At 58.3% G+C, this 20,648-nt stretch carries 18 protein-coding genes; 16 read left to right on the top strand and 2 right to left on the bottom strand.

All coding sequences use genetic code 11. The features are described 5' to 3' along the window. Positions 1-24: 24 nt before the first annotated feature. Entirely contained in the window at positions 25-1,080 is a 1,056-nt protein-coding gene (locus CENDO_RS05765) for a YncE family protein (RefSeq protein WP_210726513.1), read from the bottom strand. 247 nt (positions 1,081-1,327) lie between these two features. Between CENDO_RS05765 and CENDO_RS05760 the strand changes: the two genes are divergently transcribed. The 9 genes from CENDO_RS05760 (at position 1,328) to CENDO_RS05720 (ending at position 11,429) form a co-directional block, all read left to right on the top strand. Further along, the gene (locus tag CENDO_RS05760; RefSeq protein WP_136142164.1) at positions 1,328-2,155 is read left to right on the top strand and encodes an undecaprenyl-diphosphate phosphatase; all 828 of its coding nucleotides are present in this window, start codon (positions 1,328-1,330) and stop codon (positions 2,153-2,155) included. 258 nt (positions 2,156-2,413) lie between these two features. Next, the gene (gene mshC, locus CENDO_RS05755) at positions 2,414-3,649 is read left to right on the top strand and encodes a cysteine--1-D-myo-inosityl 2-amino-2-deoxy-alpha-D-glucopyranoside ligase (protein ID WP_136141186.1); all 1,236 of its coding nucleotides are present in this window, start codon (positions 2,414-2,416) and stop codon (positions 3,647-3,649) included. Between the two features lie 75 nt (positions 3,650-3,724). Further along, positions 3,725-4,105 carry a hypothetical protein gene (locus tag CENDO_RS05750; protein ID WP_136141185.1) on the top strand — a complete coding sequence of 127 codons (381 nt, stop codon included), beginning with the start codon at positions 3,725-3,727 and terminating at the stop codon, positions 4,103-4,105. Positions 4,106-4,107: 2 nt separating this feature from the next. Beyond that, on the top strand, positions 4,108-4,800 hold the full coding sequence (locus CENDO_RS05745; RefSeq protein ID WP_136141184.1) for an HAD family hydrolase: 693 nt from the start codon (positions 4,108-4,110) through the stop codon (positions 4,798-4,800). 78 nt (positions 4,801-4,878) lie between these two features. Beyond that, the gene (locus CENDO_RS05740) at positions 4,879-5,142 is read left to right on the top strand and encodes a phosphoribosyl-ATP diphosphatase (protein WP_136141183.1); all 264 of its coding nucleotides are present in this window, start codon (positions 4,879-4,881) and stop codon (positions 5,140-5,142) included. 152 nt (positions 5,143-5,294) lie between these two features. After that, positions 5,295-6,146, top strand: coding sequence for an ATP phosphoribosyltransferase (gene hisG, locus CENDO_RS05735; RefSeq protein WP_136141182.1), 852 nt, complete (start codon positions 5,295-5,297; stop codon positions 6,144-6,146). 150 nt (positions 6,147-6,296) lie between these two features. Further along, a complete protein-coding gene (gene aspA, locus CENDO_RS05730; protein WP_136141181.1) occupies positions 6,297-7,856 on the top strand; it encodes an aspartate ammonia-lyase in 1,560 nt (519 codons plus the stop codon). Between the two features lie 499 nt (positions 7,857-8,355). Further along, positions 8,356-9,663 (top strand): anaerobic C4-dicarboxylate transporter, encoded by a 1,308-nt coding sequence (locus tag CENDO_RS05725; RefSeq protein ID WP_136141180.1) that lies wholly within the window; start codon positions 8,356-8,358, stop codon positions 9,661-9,663. Positions 9,664-9,764: 101 nt separating this feature from the next. After that, a complete protein-coding gene (locus CENDO_RS05720; protein WP_136141179.1) occupies positions 9,765-11,429 on the top strand; it encodes a formate--tetrahydrofolate ligase in 1,665 nt (554 codons plus the stop codon). Positions 11,430-11,570: 141 nt separating this feature from the next. Here CENDO_RS05720 and CENDO_RS05715 read toward each other — a convergent pair whose 3' ends face one another. Then, on the bottom strand, positions 11,571-12,428 hold the full coding sequence (locus tag CENDO_RS05715) for a RecB family exonuclease (protein WP_136141178.1): 858 nt from the start codon (positions 12,426-12,428) through the stop codon (positions 11,571-11,573). 47 nt (positions 12,429-12,475) lie between these two features. Between CENDO_RS05715 and CENDO_RS05710 the strand changes: the two genes are divergently transcribed. From CENDO_RS05710 to CENDO_RS05680, 7 genes are all read left to right on the top strand, one after another. Next, positions 12,476-13,726 carry a M18 family aminopeptidase gene (locus CENDO_RS05710; protein WP_136141177.1) on the top strand — a complete coding sequence of 417 codons (1,251 nt, stop codon included), beginning with the start codon at positions 12,476-12,478 and terminating at the stop codon, positions 13,724-13,726. 86 nt (positions 13,727-13,812) lie between these two features. Further along, positions 13,813-14,649: a tRNA (adenine-N1)-methyltransferase gene (locus tag CENDO_RS05705; RefSeq protein ID WP_136141176.1), complete on the top strand. Its 837-nt coding sequence runs from the start codon at positions 13,813-13,815 to the stop codon at positions 14,647-14,649. Between the two features lie 66 nt (positions 14,650-14,715). Continuing rightward, on the top strand, positions 14,716-16,245 hold the full coding sequence (gene arc, locus CENDO_RS05700; protein ID WP_136141175.1) for a proteasome ATPase: 1,530 nt from the start codon (positions 14,716-14,718) through the stop codon (positions 16,243-16,245). Between the two features lie 21 nt (positions 16,246-16,266). Continuing rightward, entirely contained in the window at positions 16,267-17,784 is a 1,518-nt protein-coding gene (gene dop, locus CENDO_RS05695) for a depupylase/deamidase Dop (protein WP_136141174.1), read from the top strand. Positions 17,785-17,838: 54 nt separating this feature from the next. Next, positions 17,839-18,030: a ubiquitin-like protein Pup gene (locus CENDO_RS05690; RefSeq protein ID WP_136141173.1), complete on the top strand. Its 192-nt coding sequence runs from the start codon at positions 17,839-17,841 to the stop codon at positions 18,028-18,030. 41 nt (positions 18,031-18,071) lie between these two features. Continuing rightward, positions 18,072-19,451 (top strand): Pup--protein ligase, encoded by a 1,380-nt coding sequence (pafA, locus tag CENDO_RS05685; protein WP_136142163.1) that lies wholly within the window; start codon positions 18,072-18,074, stop codon positions 19,449-19,451. A gap of 132 nt (positions 19,452-19,583) precedes the next feature. Beyond that, positions 19,584-20,645 (top strand): helix-turn-helix transcriptional regulator, encoded by a 1,062-nt coding sequence (locus CENDO_RS05680; RefSeq protein ID WP_136141172.1) that lies wholly within the window; start codon positions 19,584-19,586, stop codon positions 20,643-20,645. The last annotated feature ends 3 nt before the right edge of the window (positions 20,646-20,648 follow it).

Below are 20,648 nucleotides of genomic sequence, written 5' to 3'. Positions count from 1 at the left end.
ATGAAACTTCCTTGCGGTTCGCCTTTAGGATTCCAGCTGTGGTTCTGTCACGATCTGAACCCCGTCGCCCGAGGCGGAGCCGATGACTACGGCTCCAGAATCGGTAATGGCCATGTGCTGGGCATTGGCTACGGTTGAGAAGCGTCCGCGTGGTTCAGGAGCGCCGGAAGAGATATCAAAAGCCTGGGCGGAGTTATTATCGGTGGCCGTAACCCACGCCAGATTACGCTGTGGATCCCAGGCCACGGCCCACGGAGAACCGTCCACGTTACCGTATTGGTGCAGGCGCACTACGTCGGTTGAGGTGTAGACAGCCAGGCGGCGGCCCCCGGTATCGGATACCAGAATTACTCCGTTGTTGCCCACGCTCATCTGGCCCAACGCCACGCCAACGCGCAGGCGGCCGCCCTCACGAGCGTCGTCCCAGTCTAGGTTCTGGATGGTGGTATCCCCACGGTAAGTGCGTACCACGGCATCATCGGCATCGTCGTTCGGAACGGACACAAGCTGGTCCGTCGGCGCTCCCACCACATAGTTTTCCGTCCGCTCTCCGTTGACATACATGGACACTTCCGCCGCGTCAGAAGAGGCGACGAAGATTTCTCCGGAGTCAACGATCGCTGCAGTGGTTACGGAAAACTCCTCGCTTACATCCGTTCGCTCTGGGGAGCCGGGGCTGCTAGGGGAAACCGTGAGAACGTGGTCTCCGCACCCCATCACGAATCCAAGATGGGAGGTAGACATTACTCCGCACTCGGCTGGGATTGTGGTTGCTTCAAGTTCTCCGCTCTTGAGCTGTTCCACGGTTCCCACCGCTAGCTTGTCCCCGGAGCGCACCGCCACGGACTCGCCGATGGCAGCAAGGTCATCAACCTGCTCAAAGCCATCGATTGCCACCACGTCCCCCGCGGGATCGTCTGCCTGCGGAGAGCTGGCTGGAGTGGCGTTACCCTGTACCGCCGTATCCTCCTGGGCTTCCGGGGCGCCGGGGACATCCAGGCCGCCGCAAGCCGAGAGTGTGCAGGCCGCAGAGGCAACGGCTGCCGTGGTTAGAAATTTGATGCGCTGAACTGTCTTCACAGGGTGTAATCCTAGCAGCCAGTCACAGCGAGGTAGGCAAGCCGCCGGCGGGCAAGGCCTGGGGCGTGCTCTTAAGGTTCGCACACCCCAAAGCCCGGGTAAAGGCGGGTCACATCCGGAATGGATGGCGGGGTATTTCACTCGTTTTGGTCCAGTTTCGTTCCGTCCAATCCGCGTGAGAGGTTGTAGGCTGTGACGAATGAGCAGTGTTAGCGTATTAGCCCAGGCGGGGACGGCGGCGTCTGAAATGTCGTGGCTTCAGGTTATTGTCCTGTCTATCGTTCAGGGCTTGACTGAGTTTCTTCCCGTGAGCTCCTCCGGGCACCTTCGCATTGTTTCCACCCTGTTTTGGGGCGAGGATGCGGGCGCTTCCTTTACCGCAGTGATTCAGCTAGGCACGGAATTGGCCGTCCTGGTCTACTTTGCGAAGACTATCTGGCAAATTCTTACCGGTTGGTTCCGTGGATGGATTGATAAGGGGTCCCGGGGCCAGGACTGGAAGATGGGATGGATGGTCATTGTTGGCTCAATCCCAATCGGCGTGATTGGCCTTCTTTTCAAGGACCCAATCCGCGATGGTCTCCGTAATCTCTGGATTACGGCAGCGATGTTGGTCCTGTTTTCCTTTGTGTTTATTCTTGCCGAGAAGGTTGGCAAGAAGAACCGGGGTTACGACGATCTGACCATGAAGGATGCCCTTGTCATGGGCCTGTGCCAGTGCTTGGCGCTTATTCCAGGAGTCTCCCGTTCTGGCGGAACCATTTCCGGTGGCCTCTTCCTGGGGCTCGACCGCGAGGTGGCGACGCGGTTTAGCTTCCTGCTGGCGATTCCGGCGGTGCTGGCTTCCGGCCTGTTCTCACTGCCAGACGCGTTCAATCCGGCCAATGGTCAGGCGGCCTCGGGTATCCAGCTGCTCGTGGGAACGTCCATCGCCTTTGTGATTGGTTACGCCGCGATTGCCTGGTTGCTGAAGTTCGTGGCGAACAATTCCTTCGCTTGGTTCGCTGCATACCGCATCCCGGTAGGCATCGTGGTAATGATTCTGCTGGCCCTGGGCATCCTCGCGCCGATGTAATTCGCCAAGGTTTGAGTTTAAATAAGGTCCCGGACAATGGGGGAAATCCTCCGTCCGGGTTCTTTTGTGCGCTGATGCCTACATTCAATGAGGCACCGTGTACTGGGCTAGCTGCGGAGGGGCTTAATTAGTAGGGAGTTCATGCCGTGCAGCGGAGAACCCATTGCCTACCATGCCGTAAGGAGTGGCGAGGTTTCGCATGCCCTTATATGGTGGCCATTGCTTGCCGTAGAGGGTTCTAGCGCTACCATGGCAGACATGCGATCTTGGCCAACACCGGAATTTGAACGTGCTCAGGGCGATGCTTCTCAGCTCCGCTTGTACGACACGGCAGATAAAGCAATAAAGCCCGTAACCATTCAGGGGGATACCGCTGGCATGTATGTGTGCGGGATTACCCCTTACGATTCTACCCATCTGGGGCACGCGGCTACCTACCTGACTTTCGATCTGATCTACCGCCAACTTTTAGATCAGGGCAAGAAGGTTCACTACGTCCAAAACATCACCGATGTCGATGATCCGCTATTCGAGCGTGCTGAACGCGATGGTGTTGACTGGCGGGAGCTGGGAACCTCCCAGATAGATTTGTTCCGCTCTGACATGGAGCTTATGAGCGTATTCCCGCCCCAAGACTATGTGGGAGCCATGGAGACCATCGATGAGGTCATCGATCTGGTGCAAAAACTCCTCGATAAGGGCGCCGCTTATGTAGTGGATGATGAGTACCCGGACGTCTACGCCTCGATAGAGGCAACCGCACAGTTTGGCTACGAGTCAAACTATACGCGCGAGCAGATGGAAGTCTTTTTTGCTGAGCGGGGCGGCGATCCGGACAGGGCTGGTAAGAAAGATCCCCTCGATGCGCTCATCTGGCGCGCGCATCGTGAAGGCGAGCCGTCCTGGGATTCGCCTTTCGGCCCCGGCCGTCCAGGCTGGCACGTGGAATGCTCGGCCATCGCCACTAACCGCCTTGGCCACCAGTTTGAGATTCAGGGCGGTGGTTCCGATCTGATTTTCCCGCACCACGAGTTTTCCGCGGCACATGCTGAGGCGGGCCATGATGTAGAGCGCATGGCTAATTTCTACGTACACACGGGCATGATTGGCCTGGACGGAACAAAGATGTCCAAATCCTTGGGCAATCTAGTCTTTGTTCACAAGCTAGTCGAACAAGGCGTAGACCCATCGGCAATCCGCCTGGGTGTCTTCGCCGGTCACTACCGTAGCGACAGGGACTGGTCCCAAGAGGTACTGGCGGATGCGTCACAGCGACTCGAGATGTGGCGTGCGGCCTTGGCCAACCCGGGCACCATGGACGAGGCACAAGCTCTTGTCCAGCAGGTCCGCGAGCATCTCGCCAATGACCTTGATACTCCCTCCGCGCTTGCTGCCATCGACGAGTGGGCCGGCACGGACCACGGGGCAAACGAGGACGCAGCTGCTGGCTGTATCCGCCAGGCCATTTCCGCATTGCTCGGCGTTAACCTTTAGGGCCCCCTCCGTAGGTGTACCCCACAGCCCTGCCTACTCTGCTGAGAGGCGGGGCTTCGTGCTTGAATAGGGACTATGACTATTCGTTCACAGTTCCAGTCAGACATCGACGAGTTCATGAGTGACCTAGAATCCTTCGCCACCGGCTCCTACCTCAAGGAGGAGGAAAAGGAATTCTGGGATGAGCCTTTCGACGTGGCCTGCCTGCCGAAGCTTAAAGTTCTTCTTGAAGGGGCGGCAGACGGGTTTGATGGGCTAGGGAACACGCCAACCGGCGAAGCTCTAGCTGCCCACTTCAATTCCGTCTACGCGAATCTCGATGCATTCAATTCCAAACACGCTGACGCCGTCATCGAGCCGGAAGAAAAGCAAGAACTCGAGGATTTGTTCCGTAAAATGGCGGCGTCTACCGGTGCCGAAGAGGAAGCACTGGCGCAGATCCCTGAATTCGAATAAAGATGATCAAGCCTAAAGCGATATTTTGGGACATGGATGGGACCCTCACGGACTCAGAACCGTTGTGGGGAGAAGCGACTTACGCCCTTTCGGAGAGGCTTGGAAAGCGAATCACTCCCGAAATACGCCAGCAAACGGTGGGCTCCACGTTCAATAACACATTGGAAATCTGTGCTCGGCACGCCGGGGTGACCCTAGCCCCAGGGGATTATGAAATCCACCGGCAATGGCTATTTCGCCGCGTCAAAGATTCCTTTTCCTCACGACTGGAAGTTTTTCCAGGGGTGCGTGATTTACTCGCGGACCTCAAAGCTGACGGCATCCAGATGGTGGTTGCCACCAATACCCAGCGTGACGTAGCCGATGCTGCAATCGACGCGGTTGGACGCGGCTTCTTTGCGGATACTATCTGTGGGGATGAGGTGGAGCGCGGGAAACCGGCGCCGGACATATACGAAGAGGCGGCCCGCCGAGTCGGGCATAGCCCAGGGGATTGCTTGGTGTTTGAGGACTCGACGGCCGGGATGCGGGCGGCGCTCGATGCCGGCTGCGTGGTAATAGGGTTGCCGGAGCATGGCGGGGTGGACGTCCCGCAGGGGGTTACCCCCATTAACCGTCTGCACGATTCCGCGCATTTAGCGCCCGCAGGGGCACGTGACGTTTATGCATGGTTTGAAAAATTATATGCAGTCTGATGGATAAAAATTTGAGCATTGGGCAAAACATCCGCCTTGGTGGTGCATATTATTGCTCGGTGTGAAACAATAACCACCGTGAAGAACTTTGACTCTCTTTTCGCTGATTTAACCGCCCGTGCCGAGGAACGCCCGGAGGGTTCCGGGACCGTTGAAGCCCTAGACAAGGGCGAGCACTTTATCGGTAAGAAGATCATCGAGGAAGCCGGCGAGGTTTGGATTGCCGCGGAGTACCAATCCGATGAGGAATTAGCCGAGGAAATGTCCCAGCTGATCTACTGGACTCAAGTCATGATGGTAAAGCGCGGCCTCAAGCCAGAGGACGTTTATAGGTACTTGTAAACCACAAGAGGCAGATGCGCCGATAAGCGCAAGGCGGTTTATAAAATATCTGCCAAACCTCCGGGGCCGCATCAAAGCCTCGGAACGGGGCCACTGCTAGAAAGTAGGGCCATCAGTCGATCTTCCTCCACAAATGCTAAAGGTAGAATAAAATGCTCAAGATTGCCGTACCCAATAAGGGCTCCCTTTCTGAAGCCGCGCAGGAGATATTGCTGGAAGCGGGCTACAAGGGCCGTGGCAATGCAAAGTCTTTGAATATCGTAGATGTAGACAATGACGTGGAATTCTTCTTCCTGCGGCCAAAAGACATTGCCATCTACGTCGCGAATGGCGTCCTGGACCTGGGAATCACAGGCCGCGATCTCGCGGCTGATTCCCGAGCCGAAGTTGACGAACTACTAGAGCTGGGGTTTGGCGGCTCCACCTTCCGTTACGCCGCCCCGAAAGGTAGCGATTTAACCATTGAAGGGCTCGAGGGAAAGCGCGTCGCTACTTCTTATCCCAACTTGGTTCGCGACGATCTCCGCGCCCGCGGGATTCGGGCTGAAGTTATCCGTCTTGATGGAGCAATCGAGATTTCCATCCGTTTGGGCGTGGCCGATGCAATCGCCGACGTGGTATCGACCGGCAACACCCTGCGCCAACAGGGGCTCGAACCATTCGGCGAGCCGCTGATTAATTCTGAAGCAGTGGTCATCAAACGCAAGGGCTTGGAAGTGACCAAGGCCGAAAAAGTCCTGCTTTCCCGCATTCGTGGCATCCTGCACGCCCGTCACTTCCTCATGCTCGACTACAATATCGATGAGGCTCATCTGGAGCAGGCCGTAGCAATCACGCCCGGGCTTACAGGGCCTACTGTCTCACCGCTTGCGCGTGAGGATTGGGTAGCGGTGCGCGCGATGATTCCGGTAAAGACAGCCAACCACATCATGGATCAGCTTGCGGAATTGGGTGCAGAGGGAATTCTAGCCTCAGAGCTGCGAATAGCCCGCGTAGTAGGTTAAAGGCATTTTGCTATCCCGCTGGTTCCCGTAAAAGGGGACGAGCGGGTTTAATCAACCAGGTGATTTGCGACTTAAATTCACTTTCGTGGGTACCATAGGGGAGAGAGTAAAAATATCTCTTTTCAATCCGATCGGGAGTAGACGCAATACATGTCTAAGTCAGCTAAGTCCACCAAGAGTGACAAGGCCATCAAGTCTGAAGCAGAAGCTAAAGCCCCTGCAGCGAAGGCTGCCGAAGGAGCCAAGGCGGAAAAGAAGGTAGCACCCGCTAAGAAGTCCACCAAGGCAAAGGCGACTCGTACTGAGCACGATTTGCTGGGTTCCATGGAGGTACCTAACGAGTGCTACTACGGCATCCATACGCTTCGAGCGTATGAGAACTTCCAGATCTCCTGGGTCACCATCAACAACGTGCCCGAATTCATCCGCGGCATGGTCCAGGTGAAGAAGGCGGCCGCCATGGCTAACCGCCGCCTACACACCCTGCCAAAGCGCAAGGCGGAGGCCATCATCTGGGCCTGCGATCAGATCCTTGAAGAGGGTCGCTGCATGGACCAGTTCCCGCTGGACGTGTTCCAGGGTGGCGCGGGCACCTCACTCAACATGAATACCAATGAGGTGGTTGCCAACCTGGCCCTGGAGTACTTGGGTGAGGAGAAGGGTTCCTATGACATCATCAACCCTAACGATGATGTGAATATGTCCCAGTCCACTAATGACGCATACCCAACGGGTTTCCGTCTTGGTCTCTACTCCGGCATCGAGAACCTAATCCAGCGCATCGACGCGCTGCAGGCGGCTTTCCAGGGCAAGGCAAACGAGTTCCACGACATCCTGAAGATGGGCCGAACCCAGTTGCAGGACGCGGTCCCCATGACCTTGGGTGACGAATTCATGGCGTTTGCCCATAACCTCCATGAGGAGCAGTCCGTGTTGCGTGACGCCCAGCAGCGTCTGCTCGAGGTCAACCTGGGCGCAACCGCTATCGGCACCGGGGTTAACACGCCGGCCGGATACCGCCACCAGGTGACCGCTGCGTTGAGTGAGGTTACCGGCCTGGAGATCAAGACCGCCCGCGACCTGATTGAGGCTACCTCTGACACCGGCGCCTACGTGCTTTTGCATTCCGCCATCAAGCGTGCGGCTATGAAGCTGTCTAAGATCTGCAACGATCTGCGCCTGCTTTCTTCCGGCCCCCGCGCGGGCCTCAACGAGATTAACCTTCCGCCACGCCAGGCTGGTTCTTCCATCATGCCGGGCAAGGTCAACCCGGTTATCCCTGAGGTTGTCAACCAAGTGTGCTTCAAGGTATTCGGCAATGACCACACCGTCACCATGGCGGCTGAGGCCGGCCAGCTACAGCTCAACGTAATGGAGCCCGTCATTGGCGAGGCACTGTTCCAGTCCATTCGAATCCTCGGCAATGCGGCTGACGCCCTGCGTACCAAGTGCGTGCTTGAGATCACCGCTAATGAGGACGTATGCCGGTCCTACGTGGAGAACTCCATTGGTATTGTCACCTACCTCAACCCATTCATCGGTCACCACAACGGAGATTTGATTGCTAAAGAATCCCTGGAGACCGGTAAGGGAGTCCGTGAATTGGTCTTGGAGAAGGGCCTTCTCGATGAAAAGACCCTTGACAAGGTCTTAAGCGTTGAGAACCTGATGCACCCGCAGTTCCGGGGCAAGCTTTACCTCGATGACTAAATCCGCGGCCTGACGCAGCCGAACCCCCTTGGCGGCATAAATTTTTAACGCCGAGGGGGTGCTGCGCGGTGACCGCGTTTGAGAGAGCTGGGCGCTGGCCTATTGGGCCACGTCCAGCTTTTCTAATAGGCACATGTGAGAGTCCACGTCATCGGGCATTCCGATTGACTTTTCGGACATATCCGGGGGATAATGGGCATTGTTAGGTGGTGTATTAACAATCACTTAACGAGTGCCGATTAATATCATGGAATGGGTCATGCTGTACCAGGGCTCCGCTATCGCGCAAGGGTTGAAGATGAGGAGTGTAGGCACACGGTATCGCGCCGCAGCTGTCTAAAGCTGCAGGCAACACAAGGGGAACTCATCTCCATACCGCAGCTTGATTGCGGCAAATTGGCATCGCCCAAAATACTCTCCATCTGACCCTGAAATGTGCACGGTTCCAGTGAGCCGAATGCCAGCAGGGCGTTTGTTCAAAAGGAGTTCTAATAGCCCCATGGTTATTGTTCACATCGCGATTGTCTTAATAGCGATCTTCCTTGGTGCCAGGTTGGGTTCTATTGCCATTGGTTTTGCCGGTGGCCTAGGCGTTCTAGCGCTCGCCATGACCGGCGTCCCCGTCACCCGTGAAGACGTTCCCTTCGATGTTATTGCCATCATCATGTGCGTTATCGCGGCTATCGCGGCGATGCAGCGTGCGGGCGGCATGGACTACTTGGTCCATCTAGCGGAGCGGATGCTGCGGAAAAACCCTAAGCACGTGACCTACTTGGCGCCTATTGTCACCTGGCTGATGACCGTCTTCGCCGGCACGGGCCATACTGCTTTCTCTACACTGCCAGTCATCGTAGAGGTTGCGAAAGAGGGCGGGGTTCGCCCTTCCCGTCCGCTTTCGGTAGCGGTAGTAGCCTCCCAGATGGCCATCGTTGCGTCGCCCATTTCCGCCGCAGTGGTGCTGCTGGCTTCCCTGCTCGAACCCATGGGCGTGGGCTACCTCAAGGTCCTCGCGGTGCTTATCCCGGCGACATTCCTGGCGATATTCCCCGCGGCTTGGGTTGCAAACCGGGCCGGCGCGGAACTCGTGGATGATGTTGTCTACAGGCAACGCAAGGAGGCGGGCCTGGTCCGCGAGCCCGTCGGCCAGAGCAATTTTAAGCCCGCTCCGGGCGCTAAGACCTCCGTCGTTGTCTTCCTCATCGCGATTCTCGTAGTCATGATCTGGGCAACCATCACCTCCGAGCAGGTAGGTCTAATTACCGAGCCAACGCTGCCGCGCAACGAGGCGATCATGACCGTGATGCTGCTCGCGGCAACCTTTATCGTGCTGTTGACCAAGATTCCCGCGGATGACGTCCTCAACACCCAAGTGTTCAAGTCCGGCATGTCCGCGTGCATCTGCGTTCTCGGCGTCGCGTGGCTGGGAACCACGTTGATCAACCATTACATCGACGATATTCAGAGCATTTCGGGCGATATTATCGCCGCTAGGCCTTGGCTGTTAGCGGTGGTCCTCTTCTTCGCGGCCGCGCTGCTTTACTCTCAGGCGTCTACCACCAAGGCTCTGATGCCGGCCGCGCTGGCGCTAGGCGTTAGCCCGCTAACGGCCATCGCCGCGTTCCCCGCGGTGTCTGCATTGTTCGTCTTGCCTACTTACCCAACGCTGCTTGCCGCAGTGGAAATGGATGATACCGGATCCACGAGGATCGGAAAGGCTGTGTTTAACCACCCATTCCTGATTCCCGGTGTCACGTCCATCGCCGTATCGGTCTTACTCAGTTACGCACTGGGCGCCGTGATCATCTAACGGCCGAGTAGTAGGAATCACTACTCCACAGTCTCGAATGAAGAACCCGTCCCCGTCCGAAAGGCGGGCGGCGGGTTTCCTTCTTGGTTAAAATTGGGTTTATGACTACTCAGCCTTCTGACGTTGAAATCGCACAAGCCCACAAGCTCCAGCACATCACTGACATTGCACAGAAGGCAGGCATTCCTTCTGATGCGCTCATTCCATACGGCTCATATAAGGCCAAGGTGGATATCACCAAGCTGGACCCGAATGCCAAGCCGGGCAAGCTGGTGCTTGTCACCGGTGTTTCTCCCACCCCCGCGGGAGAGGGCAAGTCCACCGTGCTCATCGGCCTTGCCGACGCGCTCGACAAGCTAGGTAAGAAAGCAATAGTAGCCCTGCGTGAGCCCTCCCAAGGCCCGGTAATGGGCATCAAGGGCGGCGCGGCCGGCGGTGGCTACTCGCAGGTAGTGCCGATGGAGGACATCAATCTTCATTTCACGGGGGACTTCCACGCCATCGCCGCCGCTACCAACACCCTGGCGGCGATTATCGACAACCACATTCATCAAGGCAATGCGCTGGGCATAGACCCGCGCCGCGTTACCTGGCAGCGTTGCGTGGACGTCAATGACCGTGCCCTGCGTAACGTGGTAACCGGCCTAGGCGGCCCTGCCCACGGCGTACCAGCACAGACGGGCTTTACCATCACGGCGGCGTCGGAAATCATGGCGATCCTCGGCCTTGCTACCTCCCTCGAGGACCTGAAGCGGCGCCTAGGCGCCATCACCGTTGGATACACCTACGATCAGAAGCCTGTGACCGCCGACGATCTGGATGCGGCCGGCGCCCTAACGGCGCTCATGCGCGACGCGCTGAACCCTAACATGGTCCAGACCTTGGGCGGCGTGCCAGCCTTTGTGCACGGTGGTCCATTCGCCAACATCGCGCACGGCTGCAACACCTTGCTGGCTACCAAGACCGCTCTCCAATTCGGCGACGTGGTGCTGACCGAGGCCGGCTTCGGCGCAGACCTCGGAGGCGAGAAATTCATCGATGTTAAGGCCCGCTTTGGCGACCTGAACGTTGATGGCGCGGTGGTGGTAGCAACCATCCGCTCGCAGAAGTACAACGGTGGCCAAGAGCGCGAAGACCTGACCCATGAAAATATTGAGGCACTCGAGGCGGGCATCGTAAACCTTGAGCGCCACGTTGAAAACCTGCGCAAGTTTGGTCTGTCCCCAGTCGTCGCACTAAACCTGTTCCACACCGATACCGAGGCCGAGCGCGCGTGGATGCGTGACTGGGCGGAGCGCTTCGGTGTGGATCTAGCCGAGGCCGAGGTGTGGGCCAAGGGCGGCGAGGGCGCCCTCGAAGTGGCCGAGAAGGTTCTAGGAAACCTGGATTCCACGGTGGGGCAGCTCTACGATCCAAACGAGGGAGTGGAGGCCTCGATAGAAACCATCGCTAAGGAAATCTACCGCGCGGACAGGGTGGAATACTCCACGAAGGCGCTGAAGGACCTGAAATACATTAAGGACAACGGCTGGGATAACTTCCCGGTAGTTATCTCGAAGACGCAGTATTCCTTCTCCGACGAGCCATCCCAGCTCGGCGCGCCGACCGGCCATACCCTCCACGTTCGTGAACTCCAGCCGCGAACCGGCGCGGGATTCGTTGTGGCCCTTACCGGGGATGTCATGACCATGCCTGGCCTGCCGAAGAAGCCGGCGGCCAACCAGATTGACGTCGACGGTGACGGCGTTATCTCTGGGCTCTTCTAAAGCCTTCTTAGAAACCGTCGACCCACCCAAGCGCGGCGCATCGGCACGCGCCCTGGGTGGGTCGTGGCATTCAAGTAAGCACTTGGCAGCCCTCGGCCGGGGCTGCGTTAACCGGAGTTAGCCGGCCGAATCTGCCCCGGGCTATGCCTGGGCTTCGGAGCCAGCAGCGGGATCCGCGGCGCTACCCGGCCACCCCGGGTACTCGGGCGGTGTGCCGTCAAAAGCGGGGCAGAGTTTCTGGAAAGAGCACCAATTGCATAGTTTCGAGGTCTTTGGCCTAAAGACTCCGGACTTTCCGTCCCTTTCGATAGAAGACCACAACTCCGCGAGGTCACGTTCGAAATATTCCAGCTCCACCTGGGATGGTTGAAGGAACATGGAGTCAAAAACCTTGAGGTACATCAGTCGCAGCTGGGCCGGGATGACTCCGTACAGGCGCCAATAGACCAACGCGTAGAAGCGCATCTGAAATTGGGCGTCCTGGGAATAGCGGGGGATAGGCTTCTTGCCTGTCTTATAATCGACCACGCGCACCTCACCTGTGGGAGCTTCATCGACGCGGTCGATGAAGCCGCGCACGGGCACTCCGTTGGGCAGGACGGTGTTGACGTACATCTCCACCGCTTTAGCATCAAAGCCCTGCGGGTTTTCCATCTCAAAGTATCCGCGAACCAGGCTGCGGGCTTCGACTAGGAATTCGTAGGTTTGGTCTGCCGGTACTAGCTGCGTCATTTCAGCATCCTCGGCGCACATCTTTTCCCATGCGGGTTTAATCATCTTTACCGCCGCCGGATAGGTGCGCTGCGCCCTATCTAACCCGTGCATCTCCTCCAGCACGGCGTGGACCAGGGTGCCCTTGACCTGGGCTATGGTCTTGGGCTCCGGGAGTCTGTCAATGGCGCGGAAGCGGTAGAGCAGCGGGCACTGCTTGTAGTCGCTGGCGCGCGATGGGGATAGGGCTAGGGGAGAGGGCTTGCGTGAAGAATTTTGGTCATCCATGGTCCCCTTAGCCTAATTGGAACCACGAACATGGCACAGTAGAGGGCATGAGTGTTATCGATGATTTTTTGAATTTCCTGCATGCGTCACCGTCTTCGTATCACGCTGCGGCGGAGGTAGCCGCGCGCCTCGAGGCCGCGGGGTTTGAGCGTCAGGATGAGAAAAAGGCGTGGAGCGCGGCGCCCGGTGGCCACGTCATGGTTCGTGGCGGCGCCGTCTTGGCGTGGTTCGTGCCCGAGAATCTAGGGGCGGATTCGGGGTTCAAAATCATTGGATCGCACACCGATTCCCCTGGCCTAAGCGTCAAGCCGAACCCCGATTTCCGCACTGCGGGCTGGAATCAGATAGCAGTTGAGATTTACGGCGGCCCACTGCTGCACACGTGGTTCGACCGTGAATTGACCATCGCGGGCCAGTTAGTGACCAAGGATGGAACCCAGCATTTGGTCAACACCGGCCCCGTAGCCCGAGTTCCAAACCTAGCCATACACCTGTCGCGCGAATCCACATTTGAGCCAGCCCGCCAGGCCCATCTCCAGCCGGTGTTGTCCGTCAATGACGAAAACTCACTGTGGTCCACCATTGCGGAAGACGCGGGCGTGGATGCGAGCGATATTGCTGCGTTTAACTTAATTACCGCCGACAGCCAGAAGGGCGCCGTATTTGGCGGTTCGGAGCAGTTTATCGCGGCTGGGCGAATGGATAACCTATCTTCCGTGCACGCTAGCCTAGTGGCCTTCGAGGCAGCCGCGAAGGAGTACACAGGGTCCGATGTACTCGTTATGGCCGCCTTTGACCACGAGGAGGTAGGCTCCGGCTCGCGGTATGGTGCCGCCGGCCCAATCTTGGAGGACGTGCTGACCCGCACGGCCGCGGCCCTGGGCTTAGACGCTGAGGGGCTCCGCCGGATGTACGCGCTTTCCTCATGCGTTTCGGCGGACGCCGCGCACTCTGTTCACCCCAATTATGTGGGCAAGCATGACCCAGGCCACCACCCGATCATCGGCCAAGGCCCAGTCACCAAGGTCAATGGCAATCAGCGCTACGCCTCCGATGCCGCGTCCATCGCGCTGTGGGAAAGCGCCTGCCAGCGCGCTGGAGTGCCCTACCAACGCTTTGTGGGAAACAATGATGTGCCGTGCGGCACCACCATTGGCCCGCTGACGGCTACCCGCCTGGGAATCGATACCGTGGACGTGGGCGTGCCGATGCTGTCCATGCATTCGGCCCGCGAGATGGTGGGGGCCAATGACCAAGTATGGCTTGGCCAAGCTCTTAAGGCATACTTGGTGGGTTAGCTAACTGGGGCGCACGCCGCAAACGTTGAAGAAATACGCAATACGTACGCTTTGAGTACGCTGGAAAAACTAGCAAGGAGCCATCCATGGCATATTCCGGTCCGTTCCATTATGGTGACCGCGTGCAATTGACCGACGCCAAGCGCCGCCATTACACCATCGTGTTGGAAGAGGGCGGTCAGTTTCATTCCCATAAGGGGATCATCAATCACGATGACATCGAGGGCATGGATGAGGGCAGCGTCATCAAGTCCACCATGGGTTCCGACTTCCTGCTTTTCCGCCACCTGATGGTGGATCACGTGTTATCCATGCCGCGCGGAGCCGCGGTGATCTACCCCAAGGATTCCGCTCAGATTCTGGTCGAGGGTGACATATTCATGGGAGCGCGGGTGTTGGAGGCCGGCGCCGGGTCCGGTGCGCTGTCCATGTCGCTGCTGCGCGCGGTAGGCCCGGAGGGGCACGTATTTTCCTATGAGATTCGCGAGGACCACCTGGTTTACGCCGAGGATAACGTCAAGGAGTACTTTGGCAAGACCCCCGAATGGTGGTCCCCGCGACTCGGCGACCTAGGTGACGTCACCCAAGAGGATCTGGGCGGCCCGGTAGACCGCGTCATCCTGGATATGCTTGAGCCGTGGGAACACCTCGAGACCGTCCGTGACCTTTTGATCCCGGGCGGGGTCTTCATGACTTACGTGGCTACCGTCCCGCAGCTCATGAAGGTCATGGAGGGAATCCGTGAACTCAAATGCTTCACCGAGCCCAAGGCTTGGGAATCCTTGGTGCGTGAGTGGAAGGTGGAGGGGCTTGCCACTCGCCCGGAGCACCGCATGAACGCGCACACCGCGTTCCTCATCTGGACCCGCCGCTTGGCCGACGGTGTGACGCCGCCGCGCCCACAGCGACGCGCGCGCAAGTGATGCCCTAGTGCATTAGCAGCCCGTAATAGCCACGCGGCCATTGCGGGCTGTATTACTGTGGTGGTCATGACAGAAGTCGCGGAACTCAAGGCACAGATCGACTCCTTAGCGCAGCGTAACGCGCGTCTCGCCGCTCTTTTAAAGGACTCGCGCGATAAATTGGCCGCCATGGCCGCCGACATAGAGGCCCTCGCCGAACCGGCTTCCACGTACGGCACTTTTCTAGGCTATTCGGGCAAGCCGTGGGACTCTCGTCGCGACGCGGAGGTCTACACCAATGGCCGGCGTATGCGGGTCAAAACCACACCGCAACTCGAGGGCGGTTCCCTCAAGGTGGGGCAGCTGGTGCGCTTGGGTGAGGGAGGTGTGGTCGTTGAGGCGTGCGGCTACGAACCGAGCGGCACCGTCGTCACCGTCATGGAACGCATAGCCGGAAACCGCGTGGTTATCGCCGGTCCCACCGGGGAGGAGCAGGTGCTCATCCTCGCCGAGCATTTGTACGGTTGCGTGAAGGCCGGCGATAGCGTGCTTGTGGATTCCAAGGCCGGTGTGGCCGTGGAGAAGATTTCCAAGGCAGAAGTGGCGCAGCTTTCCTTGGAGGAGGTCCCGAACGTTTCCTTCGATGACATTGGCGGACTGGACGAACAGATATCGGTTATCCGCGACTCCGTGGAATTGCCGTTCTTGCACCCCGAGCTCTTCCGCGCATTCGACTTGAATCCCCCGAAAGGCGTCCTTTTATACGGCCCTCCAGGCTGCGGAAAGACCCTGATAGCAAAGGCGGTGGCCAATTCCCTGGGCACAAGGATGGGGGCTGAAGCACCGTCATACTTTATCAATGTCAAGGGCCCCGAACTGCTGAACAAGTTCGTGGGAGAAACCGAGCGCAGGATCCGCCTCATTTTCGAACGGGCTAGGGAATTAGCGAATGAGGGCAAAGACCGGCCGGTCATTATCTTCTTTGATGAGATGGAATCCATCTTCCGTACCCGAGGCACCGGGGTATCCTCCGATATGGAGACTACGGTGGTTCCTCAACTGCTCACCGAGCTCGACGGCGTGGAAGATTTAAGCAATGTCATCGTCATCGGTGCAACAAACCGCGAGGAATTGATAGATCCCGCTATCCTGCGTCCCGGTCGCCTCGATATCAAGGTTCGCGTAAACCGCCCGTCTAAATCTGGTGCTCGGCAGATTCTTGCCCGTCACCTTTCCACATCGATCCCGACGGATGGCGATTATGAGGAGCTAATTACCACCACCGTCGATGCTGTCTACGCCGATAAGTCCTTCGCGAAGCTTCACTTTGGCGATGGCAGTAAGCGGGAGCTTCACTACCGTGACTTTGTCTCCGGTGCCATGCTGGCCAACGTGGTGGCGAGGGCCAAAAAGCAGGCAATCAAGGACGCCTTGGCCTCTGGTAATCCGGCTTCCGCTGCGCTAAGCGCCGGGCATCTGGTAGCGGCCGTAGCGCAGGAACAGGCTGAAAGTGAACACTTGCCTTCTACGACTAACCCCCAGGAATGGGCGTCAATTGTCTCTTCGACGGTGGCGGGTCTTCCGGTTACCGGGGTAGAACTGACCGCGCAACAGTAACGAGGGATTAGATTTAGACTCATGGCACGATTCTTAGGCACTGAAACCGAGTACGGGATCTCCACGCCGTCAAGCCCGGAGTATTCACCCATTGTGACATCAACCCATGCCGTGGTGGCGTACGCCGCCCTGCACACGGGGGCTCGTTCGCGATGGGACTTCGCCGAGGAGCATCCTCTTCGCGACGCGCGCGGCTTTGATCTCAAGCGCTACCAGACGGTACCCGTGGTGGATCCGAATGCCATAGGCGTGGCCAACGTGGTGACGAAGAACGGCGCACGTTTCTACGTCGATCACGCGCACCCTGAATATTCATCTCCGGAATGCGCCAGCGCATTGGACGGCATGGTTTACGACGCTGCTGGTGATGTGATTGCCCGGCGCGCGGTTGCGGCCGTGAACTCCTTAACCGAGGATGGCAAGTCCGTGTTGGCTAACCACGAGCCTTGCCCGGAGCTCAAGTTGTATAAGAATAATGTTGATGGCAAGGGCGCGTCATACGGATCCCATGAGAATTATCAGTACGCTCGCTCCACCGATTTCGATGTCATGGCCCATGCGCTTATTCCGTTCTTCGTAGCGCGCCAGGTGGTCACCGGAGCCGGGCGTATGGGCAGGGGACAAGACGGCACTGAACCCGGTTTCCAAATCTCACAGAGGGCGGATTACATAGAGCAGGAAATCTCCCTGGAAACCACTCTAAACCGCGGGATTATTAACACCCGTGATGAACCCCATGCCGTACACGAGGACTTTGGGCGCCTGCACGTGATCATAGGCGATGCCAACATGTCCCAGGTCTCCAACTTGTTGAAACTTGGAATGACCTCTTTAGTCATGGACGCCATAGAAGGTGGCGTGGATTTTAGCGATTTGGCGCTCAAAGATGCTGTGAGTGAGGTAGCGAAGGTTAGCTACGACACGACGCTGCGGCATCGGCTTGAGCTCAAAGACGGTCGAAGGCTTACCTCCCTGGAACTTCTTAGTGAATACCGCGGGAGGGTTAGCCCCCGCACCGCTTCCGATGAGAAGGTGTGTACGCTATGGGACGAGGCCACGGCGGTTTTGGCCGATGACCCGCTCAAGGCCGCAGGCCTGCTTGACTGGGTTGCCAAGTATCGCTTGATAAAAGGCTACATGGACCGAGGCGTGGACCCAGAGGATCCGAAACTGCAGCTTATTGACCTCCAATACGCCGACATCGATCCTGCGAAGTCCTTGTATCATGCATTGGTTCGCAAGGGACAGATGCGCACCTTGGTGAGCGAAGCCGAGATTGAGTTCGCAGCGGACAACCCGCCGCGCGATTCGCGTGCCTTCTTCCGCGGACGGGTAACGGACAAGTTCTCCGAGGAACTCGTCGCCGCCGCTTGGCAGGTGCTTACCTTCAAAATCGGCGAACGCCTGGCCATCATCCACATGGATGAGGTAGACGGTTTGGGCGCAGCTCAGTGTGAGGAACTCATAGATCGTGCTACCACAGCTCGCGAACTTCTAGTGGGGCTGGAACAGCTAGGCGTGGTTCCCGAGTATCGTTAAACGCAGGTGCAGCGGAGAAGCCAGGCCAGGTACCAAGTACAAGGAGGATAATTAATGCCAACCAATCAGACCCATGTCACCGGTCCGGGTCCCGGGGATAACAACGCGGAAGATGGTGTACAAGAGGCGGGCCAGGTGCAGATTTCCAGCGCCGGCACGGACGATCTTCTCGATGAGATTGACGGTCTGCTGGAAACCAATGCGGAGGAGTTCGTGCGCTCCTACGTGCAAAAGGGCGGCCAGTGATTCGCTCTCAGGCTGGCGGTCCCGTGTACACGCGGCGCATCATGGGTGTGGAAACGGAATACGGGATTACCGCACGCCCCGAACCGGGTAAGAGGAATCTCAGCCCCGATGAGGTAGCTCGTGAGCTTTTCCGTCCGGTGGTGGCGCAGTATTCATCATCGAACGTTTTCACCACTAATGCGTCCCGCCTCTACCTTGACGTGGGCTCACACCCGGAGATCGCTACCGGTGAGTGTGACAGCCTGACCCAGCTCCTCAATTACGAGCGTGCGGGAGACGTGTTGGTTCAACGCATGGTCGATGAGGCTGAGGATAGCCTCCGGGCTATGGGGACGCCGGGCACCATCTACCTGTTCAAGAACAACGTGGATTCCGAGGGTAACTCCTACGGCTGCCACGAGAATTATCTGGTGTCACGGCAGATGGTGCTTAAGGATTTGGGCACGGCGTTACTGCCATTTATGATTACCCGCCAATTAATCTGCGGCGCAGGCATGATCATGCCGGCCAGGGGCGATAAGCCGGCGCAATTCGTGCTCTCCCAGCGCGCCGATCAGGTGTGGGAGGGCGTATCCTCGGCAACGACACGCTCGCGTCCAATCATCAACACGCGTGATGAGCCCCATGGGGATTCTTCGCGTTTCCGCCGCATGCATGTCATTGTTGGCGACTCTAACATGGCTGAACCCACGTTTGCGCTCAAGGTGGGTTCGACTCTGCTCATGCTCGAAATGCTCGAGGCGGGCTTCGACCTACCCAGTTTTGAGGTCGCGGATCCCATCGGCCACATTCGTGAGGTGGCGCGGGATCTTACCGGTTCCACGGAGTTGCTCCTCGAGAACGGAAGCACGGTCACCGCGCTTGAGGTCCAGCGTGCTCTGTGTGAGCGGGCAGCCTGCTGGCTCGAAGAGCGCACCGATTCCGGTACCCCTAACTCCGAAATGCACAGGGTAGTTGACCTGTGGCGCAGGGTCATCTCGGCAATCGAGAGCCAGGATTTCTCAACGGTCAACACTGAGATTGACTGGGTTATAAAACGCGAACTGCTCGAGGCGTACCGCCAACGCCTTGGCTCGGATTGGTCGCACCCGAAGCTTGCACAGATCGACCTGACCTACCACGACATCCGGCCCGGGCGAGGCCTATATGACGTACTCATGCGCAAGGGCCGCATCTCGCGTTGGACCACCGATGAGGCGATCTCCCAATGCGTGGATAAGGCCCCGCAGACCACTAGGGCGAAGCTCCGGGGTGATTTCTTAGAAACGGCCTACGGCGTGGGCTCAAACGTCACCGTTGATTGGACGCGGCTTAAAGTTAACCGCCCGGAACCCGTGACGGAGGAGTTCGCCGATCCTTTTGTAAATGAGGATTCCCGCCTGGATGCCTTGGTACAGTACATGTTGGATAACGCGGGCTAGCAGCCCACAAGGGGGCGCGGATTCGATTCCATCCCAGCTCCTACTTCTGTCTGCTATTCCTAGTCCGATGCCCGTTTGAAAGCCTGACGGCTTAGTCTGTCACATCGACCACAGTAAGGACTTGCCACCGCTATGGCAGCTAACTCTCCCTCACAGGCGGACGCTACCCAAGCCCGCCGCGAGGCGACTATCGTCCGCCTGACCAACCTGACCTTTGTGCTGCAAGGAGCGGTGTCTAAGGGCGGAAACCCCGAGCGGGATATGGACTGGATTCGAGCTCGGGTGGATGGGTACGGTCACTACCCCGAAACGCGCGCAGGTAACGATGCCTTTTACAAGGCCGTCACTCGCGATGTGACCACGCTGCAACGCGCCGGGGTACCGGTATCCGTTCGTAAGGCGGAGGGAACCAATAGGCTCATTTTCCGCATGGAGGAGGACCAGTACCAGCTGCCCGAGGTGGACTTTAGCCCTGAGGAGGCGCGGGTTCTGGGGCTTGCCTCCGGAATGGGCCAGCCGGGTGGCCTTACTGACTACAGTGCGGCGGGGTGGACGAAGATCGCGGCGTCGGGCGCATCACGCGGTTTAGACTCCATACCAGTGGTAACGGCGAATTTCGATGCCGCGGGCCTGGACGCCACTGTGCTCCGCGACTTGAATACCGCCTACCGCCTTGGGCTCAGAATATCCTTCAATTACCAGCAACGGCCCGACGCTGATCCCGTAAGAAGGCGGATGGAACCCTGGGGCGTGGTGGCCCACGAGATGCGCAACTACCTGGTTGGCTACGACCTGGACCGCAATGCGCCGCGCGTATTCCGCCTCGCACGGGTCAGCGACGTAAGCGCCTCGCGCGCCAAGCGCACCGTGGCCCTGCCCACCCGTCCATTGCAGGAATTCGTCACCGATATCCTCAAAGGCGGCGAAAAGATCACCGCTACCGTAAAAATTCCCTACGGCCACGCCCTCGAATTGGCCGATGCAGGTCAACCTCGGGGGGATGGCACGTACGTACTGGAGTCGGTCCCGCGCGATTGGCTCTTAAGGACCGCGGCTAGTTTTGCGCCCGGCGTGGAGGTACTCGAGCCAGAAGAGTTGCGCCGCGAGATAGCGCAGCATCTTCAGGCGGTCATAGAAGGCCCGATACCGAGCCCCGGGGTATCCGGGTGCGTCGACGGAAAGGAAGGGGAGTAAGTC

The sequence above is a fragment of the Corynebacterium endometrii genome, from assembly GCF_004795735.1.
GTDB classification, from domain to species: Bacteria; Actinomycetota; Actinomycetes; order Mycobacteriales; family Mycobacteriaceae; genus Corynebacterium; species Corynebacterium endometrii.
The sequence above is the reverse complement of the archived record's forward strand: the minus strand, read 5'-3'. Positions and strand labels throughout refer to the sequence as shown.